This is a genomic window from Corynebacterium suranareeae, assembly GCF_002355155.1.
In the GTDB taxonomy this organism is placed as follows: domain Bacteria; phylum Actinomycetota; class Actinomycetes; order Mycobacteriales; family Mycobacteriaceae; genus Corynebacterium; species Corynebacterium suranareeae.
The window spans coordinates 1,577,798-1,591,619 of record NZ_AP017369.1; the positions used below are offsets into that span (position 1 = coordinate 1,577,798).

12 protein-coding genes are annotated in these 13,822 nt (G+C 51.3%); 10 read left to right on the forward strand and 2 right to left on the reverse strand.

Translation table 11 applies throughout. From position 1 onward, the window contains the following. Nucleotides 1–80 precede the first annotated feature (80 nt). Nucleotides 81–2,930: an excinuclease ABC subunit UvrA gene (gene uvrA, locus N24_RS07450; protein ID WP_096455699.1), complete on the forward strand. Its 2,850-nt coding sequence runs from the start codon at nt 81–83 to the stop codon at nt 2,928–2,930. On the opposite strand, the gene N24_RS07455 is transcribed toward uvrA, so the two are convergent. Beyond that, nucleotides 2,914–4,980 (reverse strand): DUF2339 domain-containing protein, encoded by a 2,067-nt coding sequence (locus tag N24_RS07455; protein WP_096455701.1) that lies wholly within the window; start codon nt 4,978–4,980, stop codon nt 2,914–2,916. The two genes, uvrA and N24_RS07455, sit on opposite strands and share 17 nt — an antisense overlap. A 345-nt stretch (nt 4,981–5,325) precedes the next feature. Here N24_RS07455 and infC point away from each other — a divergent pair, with 345 nt between their 5' ends. From infC to N24_RS07495, 8 genes are all read left to right on the forward strand, one after another. Then, a complete protein-coding gene (gene infC / locus N24_RS07460) occupies nt 5,326–5,895 on the forward strand; it encodes a translation initiation factor IF-3 (protein WP_096455703.1) in 570 nt (189 codons plus the stop codon). A 28-nt stretch (nt 5,896–5,923) separates the two neighbouring features. After that, complete coding sequence (gene rpmI, locus N24_RS07465) at nt 5,924–6,118, forward strand: 50S ribosomal protein L35 (protein ID WP_096455705.1); 195 nt, start codon at nt 5,924–5,926, stop codon at nt 6,116–6,118. Between the two features lie 61 nt (nt 6,119–6,179). Next, nucleotides 6,180–6,563 (forward strand): 50S ribosomal protein L20, encoded by a 384-nt coding sequence (rplT, locus tag N24_RS07470; RefSeq protein WP_053544784.1) that lies wholly within the window; start codon nt 6,180–6,182, stop codon nt 6,561–6,563. 562 nt (nt 6,564–7,125) lie between these two features. Beyond that, nucleotides 7,126–7,599, forward strand: a complete 474-nt coding sequence (locus N24_RS07475) for a DUF6508 domain-containing protein (protein WP_096455707.1) — start codon at nt 7,126–7,128, stop codon at nt 7,597–7,599. 192 nt (nt 7,600–7,791) lie between these two features. Continuing rightward, on the forward strand, nt 7,792–8,724 hold the full coding sequence (locus N24_RS07480; RefSeq protein WP_167382056.1) for a carbohydrate ABC transporter permease: 933 nt from the start codon (nt 7,792–7,794) through the stop codon (nt 8,722–8,724). Next, entirely contained in the window at nt 8,721–9,557 is an 837-nt protein-coding gene (locus N24_RS07485; protein ID WP_096455709.1) for a carbohydrate ABC transporter permease, read from the forward strand. The genes N24_RS07480 and N24_RS07485 overlap by 4 nt, the downstream gene beginning before the upstream one ends. Nucleotides 9,558–9,605: 48 nt before the next feature. Continuing rightward, entirely contained in the window at nt 9,606–10,916 is a 1,311-nt protein-coding gene (locus tag N24_RS07490; RefSeq protein WP_096455711.1) for an ABC transporter substrate-binding protein, read from the forward strand. Between the two features lie 32 nt (nt 10,917–10,948). After that, a complete protein-coding gene (locus N24_RS07495) occupies nt 10,949–12,190 on the forward strand; it encodes an ABC transporter ATP-binding protein (protein ID WP_096455713.1) in 1,242 nt (413 codons plus the stop codon). Nucleotide 12,191: 1 nt separating this feature from the next. Here the strand turns inward: N24_RS07495 and N24_RS07500 are convergent, their stop codons facing one another. Next, nucleotides 12,192–12,899 (reverse strand): glycerophosphodiester phosphodiesterase, encoded by a 708-nt coding sequence (locus N24_RS07500; RefSeq protein WP_096455715.1) that lies wholly within the window; start codon nt 12,897–12,899, stop codon nt 12,192–12,194. Nucleotides 12,900–12,955: 56 nt separating this feature from the next. On the opposite strand from N24_RS07500, the gene N24_RS07505 reads away from it, so the two are divergent. Further along, on the forward strand, nt 12,956–13,771 hold the full coding sequence (locus N24_RS07505) for a TrmH family RNA methyltransferase (RefSeq protein ID WP_167382057.1): 816 nt from the start codon (nt 12,956–12,958) through the stop codon (nt 13,769–13,771). Nucleotides 13,772–13,822: the final 51 nt, after the last annotated feature.

Below are 13,822 nucleotides of genomic sequence, written 5' to 3' on the forward strand. Positions count from 1 at the left end.
TAGCGGAAACATCTTGTTCGATGCTATGTTCGAAGGTATATTTTTAGTGACTTTAATCGATTTTGAAGGGCAGTTGAGCATTGGCTGATCGCCTCGTAGTGCGCGGAGCGCGTGAACACAACCTAAAAGGTGTGGATATTGATCTGCCTCGTGATTCGATGGTGGTGTTCACGGGTCTATCCGGTTCAGGTAAATCATCACTTGCGTTTGACACTATCTTTGCTGAAGGCCAGCGCCGATACGTAGAGTCCCTGTCCAGTTATGCCCGCATGTTCTTGGGGCAGATGGATAAGCCTGATGTGGATCTCATTGATGGGCTCTCACCTGCGGTATCGATTGATCAAAAGTCCACCAACCGTAACCCTCGGTCAACAGTGGGCACCATCACGGAGGTCTATGACTACCTTCGACTGCTCTATGCGCGTGCCGGCACCGCCCATTGTCCAGTGTGCGATGCTCCTGTTGAACGGCAAACTCCACAGCAGATGGTGGACCAGATTCTTGAGATGGAGGAAGGATTAAAGTTCCAAATCCTCGCCCCAGTTGTGCGCACCCGAAAAGGCGAATTTGTTGATCTTTTCGCGGATTTAGCTTCCCAGGGTTATTCACGTGTTCGTGTGGATGGGGAAGTGCACCAGTTGTCTGATCCGCCCAAGCTGGAAAAGCAGATCAAGCATGATATTGACGTGGTGGTGGACCGGCTTCAAGTTAAGGCCAGCCAAAAGCAACGCCTTACCGATTCTTTAGAGACCGCACTTCGGCTTGCCGACGGCGTAGCGGTGCTGGAGTTCGTCGGGTTGGCTGAAGATGACCCAAATAGGCTTCGCAGATTCTCTGAGAAGATGAGTTGTCCCAACGGCCACGCTCTCAGCGTGGATGAATTGGAACCTCGCGCGTTTTCCTTTAACTCACCTTACGGTGCATGCCCTGCGTGTGATGGTCTTGGTGTGCGCACCGAGGTCGATATTGATCTTATTATTCCGGATCCAGATGCTCCCGCCATCAAGTCTGTCCAACCTTGGAATTCCAGCCCAAATCATTCCTACTTTGAAAAGCTCATTGAAGGTCTGGCAACTGCTTTAGGCTTTGATCCGGAGACGCCATATAGCAAACTCACGGCCGCCCAAAAGAAGGCCCTGGTTTACGGTTCCAAAGAGCAAGTAAGCGTGCGGTATAAAAACCGTTATGGTCGAGTTCGTTCATGGACGGCACCTTTTGAAGGCGTCATGGGCTATTTTGACCGCAAATTGGAACAAACAGATTCCGAAACCCAAAAAGAACGCCTCCTGGGTTATACCCGTGAAGTGCCATGCCCAACCTGTAAAGGCGCACGTCTCAAGCCAGAAATCTTGGCAGTTCGTTTGGATTCAGGCAGCCACGGTGCTTTGTCTATCGCAGGTCTCACGGCACTGTCTGTGCATGAAGCTTTTGAGTTCTTGGACAACCTCACACTCGGCAAGCGCGAAGAAATGATCGCAGGCGCTGTGTTGAAAGAAATCCATGCGCGTCTGAAGTTTTTGCTTGATGTCGGCCTTGCTTATCTCACGCTTGATCGTGCCGCCGGAACGCTGTCCGGTGGTGAAGCACAGCGCATTCGTCTTGCTACCCAGATTGGTTCAGGTCTTGCTGGAGTTCTCTACGTTTTGGATGAACCATCAATTGGTCTGCATCAGCGCGATAACCAGCGGTTGATTACCACCCTTGAACACCTCCGCGATATCGGCAACACCTTGATTGTTGTTGAGCATGATGAGGACACCATCAGGCGAGCAGACTGGTTGGTTGATATTGGACCTCGTGCTGGTGAATTTGGTGGAGAAGTTGTCTACCAAGGTGAGCCCAAGGGAATTTTGGAATGCGAGGATTCTCTAACAGGTGCTTACCTTTCAGGCCGTCGCAGCCTGGGTGTTCCGGACAAACGCCGTGAGATCGATAAGGATCGTCAACTCACGGTCGTTGGTGCTCGTGAAAACAATCTTCAAGGCATTGACGTAAACATTCCTCTGGGAGTTCTGTGCTGTATTACAGGAGTGTCTGGATCAGGTAAATCCACACTGGTCAACCAAATCTTGGCAAAGGTGTTGGCCAATAAACTAAACCGAGCTAGGCAAGTACCGGGCAGAGCCAAACGAGTCGAAGGCCTAGAACACCTCGACAAGTTGGTGCAGGTTGATCAATCTCCAATTGGCCGTACCCCTCGGTCAAATCCTGCTACCTATACAGGTGTGTTTGACAAGGTCAGAAACCTCTTTGCAGAAACCACCGAGGCGAAGGTGCGTGGCTACAAACCTGGCCGCTTCTCCTTCAATATTAAAGGTGGACGCTGCGAAGCCTGCCAGGGTGATGGCACGTTGAAGATCGAAATGAACTTCCTTCCCGATGTCTATGTGCCTTGTGAGGTCTGTGATGGGCAGCGATACAACCGCGAAACCCTAGAGGTGAAATACAAGGGTAAGAACATCGCAGAAGTTCTGGATATGCCAATTTCTGAGGCTGCAGAATTCTTTGAACCAATCACCTCGATCCACCGTTACCTAGCAACCTTGGTAGATGTAGGTCTTGGATATGTACGGCTAGGACAAGCTGCTACCACCTTGTCTGGCGGTGAGGCACAGCGAGTGAAGCTGGCCTCGGAGCTGCAAAAACGCTCCAATGGTCGCACCGTATATATCCTCGATGAGCCCACCACAGGTTTGCACTTTGAAGACATCCGCAAATTGATGATGGTGATTCAAGGTTTGGTGGATAAAGGCAACTCTGTGATCATCATTGAGCACAACCTCGATGTGATCAAGGCTGCCGACTGGATCGTTGATATGGGGCCAGAAGGCGGTTCAGGCGGTGGAACGGTAGTGGCTGAAGGAACCCCTGAACAAGTAGCTCAAGTTGAAGGTTCCTACACAGGCCAATTCCTTAAAGAGCTCCTGTAGGGGTATCTGCTTTCGTATCCGTGGTCGTTGAACTTTTGTTTTCTGCAGTTCGACGGCCACGCATCGCAGCAATTGTCAGCAAGGCAATTCCTGAGAGCAAGAATGCGATTGCGCGGGGAACACCAGACAGTGCGACCAAGTCAAAGAACACTAGTTTTATGGTGCCCGCAACAGCCAAGCCGACGCCGGTCCATAGGGCGCCGGGGGCGTCGAGAAGCTTCCTGTTAAGCATCAACGCTGCGGCAATAACCATCCACAGGATAGAGACTGTGGCGTGGCCGATGAGGAAGCCAAGCATCATGCCAGCATTTCCTGCGATCAGGTGACCAATAAAGGTTGTGATGGTCACGATGGAGATGGCAGACAAGGTCAACAGTGTGAGGCCGACTAAGATTTGGAGCCTCAATTTGTGTCCATAGAAGCCTCGGCGCACATAAACGGTTGCGGCAATAAACACCAAAATCAGCAGTGCTTGGATTAATGCGGAGGTATCTGTCAGCCACAATGGGGAAACTGTCACCACATTGCGCAACAACACGCCGGTCATGGCGACTGCCGCGAGCAGCCAGGCAACCCACGGAACCACACCCAAATGACGTTCTGCCGGAAGCGTGTGCAGCCACATAAATAGGCCAGCACCTGCAATCAAGAACACCATGACAAATAGGGGATTGGTGGGAAGAAGTCCGTAGAAGAGCTGGACAAACGTTCCAGCAGTCAAAGCTAAGCCAACCACGGATGTCAGACGAGCGATGCGCTGCGATTCTCCTGCAGCGCTATCAGCTGAGTGAAGTGCGAGAATTCCAAGGAGTGCAACACCGCAGGCTGGGATAAGTGCGAACCATTGCCATCCTAAGTGAATGTAGGTCGCTGAAGTAAAGACCACGATTATTACTGGAGCAACCGTGCCAACCCACGTGGAAATAGGGTTGGTTTCAAAGCTGCGCCAGTATTCCTCGAGTGCGATGTCTTCCTTGTTTGTGGCTGTAATCTTGAGCGGATCCCACAGCGTGAACGCCACCAGCAGCAATGCCGTTGCGCTGCCGAGGATTGCTGCCGGCCATTGTTCGCCAAGCCAGGTGTTGACCAGGATAAATTGCAGGATCACTGCGATAAGCGCAATCCCTCCACGGATGATGTCTGTGGAAATCCGGTAGGACAATATAAGCGCTGCGAGGATAGAGAAGATCGGCCACCAGGAGTCGTAGGTTGCAGCAAACATGAGCGACGAAACGCCGGAAACAGCAATTGCTCCAACATAAACCGCGTGGCCCTGAGCAGCCGCCTTTTCCAGTTTCGAGAGGCTCCACATTCTGCCAACCATTAAGAAGGCAATATTTCCAATCAGCGCCACAAATGACCCGATACCCGCCGGCCACCAATCGAGAATAAAAATGACCGCGCTGGTTGTCGCAAGGAATGCAATCTGCGATGTCACCGTCAACGCAACGAGCGCTTCAGTGCGCGTACCACGCTTTTGCACGTAATACGCCGCACCTATCAGCAGGATCGCCAGTAGGTACGCGCCAATCACTCGACCCAGCGGACCAAGCCAACCGCGTTGAATCGCCACAGACACCAGTAAAATCACACCCGCAACCGTGATGACGCCACCACCGATCGCCACACCGCGCATGATTTTTTCCTCCGAGGTCAACGGAGGCTTTGCCGGGCGAGCTGGTCGGACCGGGCGCGGGTACGCAGGCGCTTGCGCGCGTTGCTTATCGACGCCAAGGGGCCACCCTTCACTTTCTGGATCTAACGCGCGGTGGCGGGCAAAGCGCGGGATCTGATTACTTCGACCGTGAAGAGTTAATGGTCCTGTAGCCGAAGACATCTCATATATTAATGGCCCAAATTCTGGCTCCGCCTGGCTTTGAGGAGCTGATGTGGGGGCAGCGGTGGCGTCGACAAGCGAAGTCTCTTGGGGTTCTAAGCGAGCAACAAGGTTTTTGATGTCATCGCTCGCTGATGCCATCGCACTAGCTGATGCCGACAATTTCTCTAACGCGTTGCGTAAAGCTAATCGGTCTGAAGGGTTCAGGTCCATTACATAAGGTTATGTTGGTGCGAGAGAGTAAGCAGCCGGAATATCCTAGTGAAGCGAATTTGTTATACTTCTACGCTTTTAATGTCGCTTCACGCAGCGGTTTTGTGTTTTCGGGGGTTAAGGTGTTAGAGTCTTTATCACTACCGCCCGACATCAAGTTTTCTTGATGTGGGTCGCAAGAGGAGATCTTCCCACCTAAGGCTGCCAAGTAAAATTGGTTGGATACGGGTAAAGCAAGTAGTGATGACACGGACTAGTGCCCGTGTATAACTCTTGAAAGTCAGATCTCCCGTTCATCCTAGTTGGTGAACGGGCTTTTGGTCTGCATAGGGGCAATCATCTCAAGTGGTTCGGTACGTCAAATTTTCCCGCACTGCTAACAGAGGAGTCCACATCAGCGCTGAAGCTCGCATTAATGAGCGCATCCGAGTTCCCGAAGTCCGCCTCGTCGGACCTAACGGTGAGCAGGTAGGCATCGTTCGCATTGAAGATGCCCGCAAGCTCGCATTCGACGCAGACCTAGACCTGGTCGAGGTCGCACCCAACGCCAAACCTCCGGTCTGCAAGATCATGGATTACGGAAAGTTCAAGTACGAACAGGCTCAAAAAGCCCGTGAGTCACGCAAGAATCAGCAGCAGACCGTGGTCAAAGAGCAAAAGCTTCGTCCCAAGATCGATGATCACGATTACGAGACGAAGAAGAGCAATGTGATCCGATTCCTCGAAAAGGGATCAAAGGTCAAGGTCACGATCATGTTCCGTGGTCGTGAGCAGGCTCGCCCAGAGCTTGGCTACAGGCTCCTCGAGCGCCTGGCAAACGATGTTGCAGATTTCGGCATCGTGGAAACCCGCGCAAAGCAGGACGGACGAAACATGACAATGGTTCTCGGTCCAGTGCGCAAGGGCAAGAAATAATCACGTTTAGGGTTTAAGGACAACTTTCATGAAGAACAAGACCCACAAGGGCACCGCAAAGCGCGTCAAGGTGACTGGCTCCGGAAAGCTCGTTCGCGAGCAGGCTAACCGCCGCCACCTTCTCGAAGGCAAGCCATCCACCCGCACCCGTCGCCTGAAGGGCATCGTTGAGGTTGACAAGGCCGACACCAAGCGCATGAAGCGCCTGCTCGGCAAGGCTTAAGTTAGAACCTTCGCCTAAAACCCCTCCACCTTTCAAGACAAGATTTTAAGGAAGTACCACCGTGGCACGTGTCAAGCGGTCCGTCAACGCCAAGAAGAAGCGTCGCGAAATTCTGAAGTCCGCAAAGGGCTACCGCGGCCAGCGCTCACGCCTTTACCGTAAGGCTAAGGAGCAGTGGCTGCACTCCATGACTTACTCTTACCGCGATCGTCGCGCCCGTAAGAGCGAGTTCCGTAAGCTGTGGATCCAGCGTATCAACGCTGCTGCACGCATGAACGGCATCACCTACAACCGTCTCATCCAGGGCCTTCGCCTTGCTGAGATCGACGTCGACCGCAAGATCCTCGCTGATCTCGCAGTCAACGACTTTGCAACCTTCTCCGCAATCTGCGAGGCTGCAAAGGCTGCACTTCCTGAGGACGTTAACGCTCCAAAGGCTGCTTAAGCTTTATTGCGATTAGACCTGTGTCCTGTCACTTTAACGGTGGCGGGGGACAGGTCTTTTTCTATTTCTGGGGTGGATGTCTTGCGGTTTGCCAAGCTTGTGGACGGAGTCTGACATTGGGTTCTATAGCCGATCGGGTGGTGCCCTTTTCAAAAACCAAACAGGCGTGCCAAGATTCTTGATTTTTCGAAAATCGTGATATGCCTGTCTGGTTTGTGATGCTGCTAACCAAGCTGCTAACCAAACACTCGTGACAAAGATTCTTAAAAATCCAAAATCTTGACACGTACGTTTGGTTTCGATCGAGTTTGCCCCGAGATTTGAGTTGGTCCTTAAAAAATATGCCTTTCCAGAATCGCTTCTAAGAGCCTTTTGAAGCCCTGGTGATACAAATACCCATTCTGGAAACCGAACCCCTTAAATGGCCGTATAAATGATGCGAAATAAACCGCGTGATTATTCGGAACTTTGCACTAATAATGTTCTGTGATTCATCCATCATGTCCACCCCAGCCGATATGGTTCCGAGTGTTGTTATCGAACCGACCCATGGGGAGGAATCATGAGGAAAAATAGGGAATTTGGTTGGGAAGAAGTCGGTCCTAGCCAAGAAGGTGAACGATTCACTTTTAGTGATGAGGCAGTCAATCACATGGTTGACATCTACGAACGATTCAAGGAGCTTCAAGTTGCGCATCCTATAGTTCGAAACAACCCAGAATATGACATGGAAAAGAAACGGATCCTTGAGGAGATCTATTCTCCATTGATCTCAGAAATGTTTGACTTTGCGTGGGGTTCAGGATTAATGATCGTTTTCGATTGGATGGACTGGGAAGAGGGCAACTACTGGAGGGAGTTAGAAACACCAAACAAGTGGGATGCAATGGATGTGGAAACTGCTCGAATGATGATAACTGCTTTGATCCGTGCTGAGCGTTTTAGCTACTCCACGGCCACTGGTTTTCTTGGGAACGGTTACTTCTTGGGCGTGTTTGACCATCTATCTCGCCAGCTTGTACGCGGGCATCGTTAAGGCCAGGGGAGCGGGCTACACCGAGCTACGCGATAATACATATTTAAATAGTGGGCTTTCAAGGAAAGAAAACTGAAAAACTGGTTTATTCACCTAAAGGTCATCTTATTTACGCGTCATGTTGGTTTCGGTTGAAAACTATTCAATTAGAAAACACTAATCGGACACTTGGCTGGCATAACATTTCGGCTCGTGTCCACATTAATTTCTGAACCAGAGGTGGATAAGCTACGTAAACGCGCCAAACGATCAAGGCGGACAGAATGGTGGCTTGCCGCCGCACTTCTTGCACCAAACTTGCTTCTATTGGCTATTTTTACGTATCGGCCACTGTTAGATAACTTCCGGTTGTCTTTTTTCAACTGGAATATTTCCTCACCCACATCAACATTCATTGGATTTGATAACTACGTAGAGTTCTTCACGCGTGGTGATACATTCCAGGTAATTTTAAACACCCTGATCTTCACGGCATGTGCTGTGATTGGTTCGATGGTGCTCGGTTTGCTTCTGGCCATGCTGTTGGACCAGAAGCTTTTCGGCCGTAACTTTGTGCGCTCCATGGTGTTTGCACCGTTTGTTATTTCCGGCGCTGCCATTGGTGTTGCTTTCCAGTTCGTTTTTGATCCCAACTTTGGTTTGGTTCAGGACTTACTGGGACGTATTGGCGTTGATTCGCCACAGTTTTATCAAGACCCCAACTGGGCATTATTCATGGTGACTTTCACTTTTGTGTGGAAGAACTTGGGTTATTCCTTCGTGATCTACCTGGCTGCATTGCAGGGATTGAATAAGGATTTGTCTGAGGCCGCAGCGGTGGATGGTGCAAACGCGTGGACACGTTTTTGGAAGGTTACGCTTCCACAGCTTCGCCCGACTACGTTTTTCCTCTCGATTACGGTCACGCTGAATTCTGTTCAGGTGTTCGACATCATTCACACCATGACTCGCGGTGGCCCGTTAGGAAACGGTACAACCACCTTGGTTTACCAGGTTTATACCGAGACTTTCACTAACTACCGCGCGGGTTATGGTGCCACAATCGCAACGATTTTGTTCCTGTTGCTGCTGATTATCACCGTTATCCAGGTTCGATACATGGATAAGGAGAACAAGCAGAAATGATCGCCACTGATAAGAACGTTTTGGTCAAGGTCATGGGCTATGTCGGCATGATTGCTGCCATTTTGTTCATTGGCTTGCCCTTGGTGTTTATCGTGCTAACTAGTTTTAAACAGCAGTCGGAGATTTATACCCAGCCGGTGACGTGGTTTCCATCAGAATTCAATCTGGACAACTATGTCAATGTTTTTGAGCGCGTTCCGTTTCTGAACTACTTCCGAAACTCGATCATCATCACGGTTATCTTGTGCATGTTGAAGATTGTTCTCGGTGTGATCTCTGCGTACGCGTTGTCCATTCTGCGTTTCCCTGGTCGAAACCTGGTGTTCCTGCTGGTTATCTCAGCGCTGATGGTGCCTTCTGAAGTAACTGTCATTTCTAACTACGCATTGGTCAGTCAGCTGGGATGGCGCGATACCTACCAGGGCATCATTGTTCCACTTGCCGGTATTGCTTTCGGAACTTTCCTGATGCGCAACCACTTTATGTCGATTCCTTCAGAGCTTATTGAAGCTGCACGAATGGATCACTGCGGGCATTTTAGATTGCTGTGGAAAGTACTGTTGCCGATCTCTATGCCCACCTTGGTGGCGTTTTCCATGATCACAGTGGTCAATGAATGGAACCAATACTTATGGCCATTCCTCATGGCAGAAACCGCTAATTCAGCGACATTGCCCATTGGTTTGACCATGCTTCAAAACAATGAAGGTGTCTCCAACTGGGGACCTGTCATGGCCGCAACGATCATGACCATGCTTCCTGTGCTGCTTATGTTCTTGGCTTTGCAGCAATACATGATCAAGGGCCTTATTTCTGGCGCCGTCAAGGGCTAAAAAACCCTCAAAACCAACCACCCCATACTATTTAAAAGGATTGAAACAATGGCTCAGATTTCTCGTCGTCACTTCCTAGCCGCAGCAACTGTTGCTGGTGCAGGCGCAACTTTGGCTGCCTGTGCTGGAACTGGTGGAAGTACTACTTCTTCCGGCAATGCAGAAGGAGACACCAATACGATCGTGTGGTGGTCCAACCACCCTGCGAACTCCAAAGATGTTGAGTTGGAATTGATTTCTCGGTTCGAAGCTGAAAACCCGGATCTGAAGGTGCAGCTAGTTGATGCTGGCGCTAACTATGCTGAGGTGTCCCAGAAGTTCAACGCGGCCCTTTCCGGTGGAGACCTTCCTGACCTCGTCGTTCTTTCTGATACCGAGTGGTTCAACTTCGCTATCAACGGTGCAACTGTCAACATTGATGAGGTTGCTAGCCGTAACAACATTGATACCTCTACGTACGTTGATTCCCTGTTCAACGACTACGCTCACGATGGCGGACACTATGGTCTTCCTTTCGCGCGCTCCACTGTTCTCTTCTACTACAACAAGGATCTGTGGGCGAAGGCTGGTTTGGAAGATCGTGGTCCTAATTCCTGGGAAGAGTTCTCCGAGTGGGGTCCAAAGCTGCAGGAGGCAATGGGAAGTGGATTCGCACACGGTTGGGGAGATGCCACCAACTATCTATCGTGGACTTTCGAAGGCCCAATGTGGTCTTTGGGCGGCAACTACTCTGAGGGCTGGGAGTCTCGTTTGACCACCCCAGAGACCATCCGTGCAGTGGAATGGCTTAAGTCCACCGTTGATGAAGGCTTCGCAACCGTATCTACCGATGTCACAAATGAGTTCGCAACCGGTCTGATTGGTTCGTGCATCCAGTCCACTGGTGATCTGTCGTCTGTTGCAGGTGCAGCAAACTTCAACTGGGGTGTCGCAGCTCTTCCAAACCCAACCGGCGAGGGCGCGTGCCCAACTGGTGGTGCAGGCCTTGGTATTCCATCTGGTATTTCCGAGCAGCGCCAGGACAATGCTTTGAAGTTCATCGACTTCCTCACCAACACAGCGAACACCGGCTACTGGTCCCGTGAAACCGGATATGTTCCAGTTCGAAAAGATGCCGCATCTGATCCAGATCACGCTGCGTTCTTAGAGGAAAACCCTGCCTACAACGTCGCCGTTGAGCAGTTGCCTGACACTCGTTCTCAGGACAACTTCCGTGTGCTTTTGCCAAACGGTGACCGCACCATTGGTGATGCCCTGGAGAGGATCTGCCTGACTGGTGCAGATATCGATGTCACGTTGGCTGAGGTTGAAACTCAGCTCAACACGATCTACACCCGTGACATCGAACCACTGATCTAATTTCGCACTACCAAAGTTAAGGAGGCTGTGACATGGCGTCAATCGTCTTTGAAAACGTCACACGCAGGTACACGCCGGGCGCACGCCCGGCCGTCGACAAGCTAAATTTGGACATCGCTGATGGCGAATTTCTAGTTTTAGTTGGCCCTTCAGGATGCGGAAAGTCGACTTCTTTGCGCATGCTTGCAGGTTTAGAGCCTATCGACGAAGGACGTCTACTCATCGATGGTAAAGACGCCACAGAATTGCGTCCGCAGGATCGTGACATCGCTATGGTTTTTCAAAGCTACGCGCTGTACCCAAATATGACTGTGCGGGACAACATGGGTTTTGCGTTGAAGAACCAGAAGGTGGCCAAGGCTGAAATTGAAAAGCGTGTTGCTGAAGCTTCACGGATTTTGCAGCTTGATCCCTATCTTGATCGCAAGCCTGCAGCCTTGTCTGGTGGTCAGCGTCAACGTGTGGCCATGGGTCGTGCGATTGTGCGTGAGCCGTCAGTGTTTTGCATGGATGAGCCATTGTCCAACCTGGATGCCAAGCTGCGTGTGTCCACCCGCGCTGAGATCTCTGCTTTGCAGCGACGCATGGGCGTGACCACGGTGTATGTGACTCACGATCAGGTTGAGGCAATGACCATGGGTGACCGCGTTGCAGTCCTTTTGCATGGTGTGCTGCAGCAGGTGGATACTCCGCAGAACCTTTATGATTACCCAGCCAATGCTTTTGTGGCTAGCTTCATTGGTTCTCCTTCCATGAACTTAATTGAGGGAACCATTCGTGGCGACAAAGTTTCTTTGGGCACTGGAATTCAGATCTCGGTGCCTGAGGAGGTAGCAGCGGAGGTGCGCAGCAACCCTGATCACTTTGAGGGGCGTCCGGTTATTGTGGGAGCTCGTCCTGAAAATATGTACATAACCTCCGCCAATGAGTCAGGCGCTGTGTTGGGAGAAGTCAGCCACATTGATGAATTGGGCGCAGATTCCATGGTGTACGTGCTGGCATCAGGCGTGAAGAACCCAAACACCGATCTATTGTGTGAAGGCATCCCGGAGGATATGCGCGTTAAGGTGATTAGCGCTGCGGATACTGATAAAGCGCAACTGGGTATTCGGGTGGAGCGCCATCATGGGCTCCAACCAGGCGATATGATTTACGTTGTCGCAGCACCTCAGGACACTCATTTATTTGATGGTCTTGATGGCCGCCGAATCGGCGCCACAGTCGCAGCTCCAGCACATACCATTAAGGCAGATAAGGTCCAGACCCAGAGCTAGACTACCAACGCAGCTTCTCAGTTGGAGAAGGGGCAAGGAAACGAGTGGGATCGCTAACAGTGGCGTAATCAACGCCAGCTTGTTGGGCGATCCCAAACGCATTTTCATCCCTGATTGTCCAGCATCCAACCTTGATTCCTTTGGTCTGGAGATCTGCGATTGTCGCCAGGTTCAATGCCTTCCACGATGGCAAAACCGCACCCACACGTTCTGCACCCAAATAATCAATAATGCTCAGGTCATCCATTGACGCATCACGAAGAATTCCCACGCGGGCATTGGGAAGCCGATCAACGATTTCCACCAACGCGGCATCGATGAAACTAATAAACAGCAAACGTTCTAAATGTGAGGGGTATTTTTGCAGCAAAGCGGCTGCCGCGGGAACTGCTCCTGCAGACTTAATTTCTACTTGGATCGGAAGGTCCGTTTGGAGTAGTACTTCTTCTAGGGTTGGTACGGGGGATCCGTCGATAAGCGTTATGTCCTTGATTTGCGCGGCGCTTAAGCGCGCTACGGGCGTATCGCGATGGGGCGAGTGGGGTGCGGCAACGCGGGCGGCAGTGCGGTCATGGATGACGATTGCGTGATTGTCGGCGCTGGCATGGATGTCTAATTCAAAAGCGTCGGCGGGTGAGGCGGCGTGAAAAGCTGCCATGGTGTTTTCTAGGTGCAGGTCTTCTGCACCGCGGTGAGCAACGATATGCATGTTTTAAAGGATAGGGAGCAAAGTTGACCGCGCGGTTAACTGTTAGTGTTATGGGCATGGCATTGGACTTTAATGAGGCGTTTACTGAGCGCACTCCGCGCATCGTCAACGCAGCTAAATTGCACCGCGCAGCGCAACGTAAAAAAGATAAGCGTTTTTTAGTTGAGGGGGAAAATTCAGTTGAAGCAGCTGTAGCAACGGGCGCAGCAACTGATCTTTTTGTCACTGAAGCAGCGGCGGAACGCTTTGAAGAAATCGTCCGCACCGCCGGTTACATGAACGTCTACACCCACGCGATCACTGACAAGGCGGCCAAGCACTTAAGTGATACGGTCACCACCACGGGCATTTTTGCGCTTTGCGACGACGTCCTCTGGTCAGTGGGCAAGGCCATCACCGGCCAACCACGCCTCGTCAGCGTACCTGTGGAAACCAGGGAGCCAGGCAATGCTGGAACCTTGATCCGCGTCTCTGACGCAGTGGGCGCGGACGCCGTGGTGTTTGCAGGTGAATCCGTCGACCCGTTGGGCGCTAAGGTGGTGCGCTCTTCCGCAGGATCGCTATTCCACATTCCGGTGGCACGAAACAATAATGTTGCTGATGTATTGGGCCAGCTTCGATCCAAGGGTCTCCAAATCCTTGCAACATCGGCTGATGGGGAAGTAGACCTTGATGATGCCGATGAACTACTAGCCAAGCCCACCGCCTGGCTTTTTGGCAATGAAGCACATGGCTTGGATCCAGAACTACTGGCACAAGCCGATCACCGCGTTCGCATCCCAATCCGCGGACGCGCAGAATCACTCAATTTAGCTACAGCAGCATCGATTTGTCTGTACGAATCTTCTAAGGCGCTATTCGCCGGTGAGTAAACCCCAATTCATGCCCAGCGGGTATGATTGCGGGGTTAGTTGACTTAACAA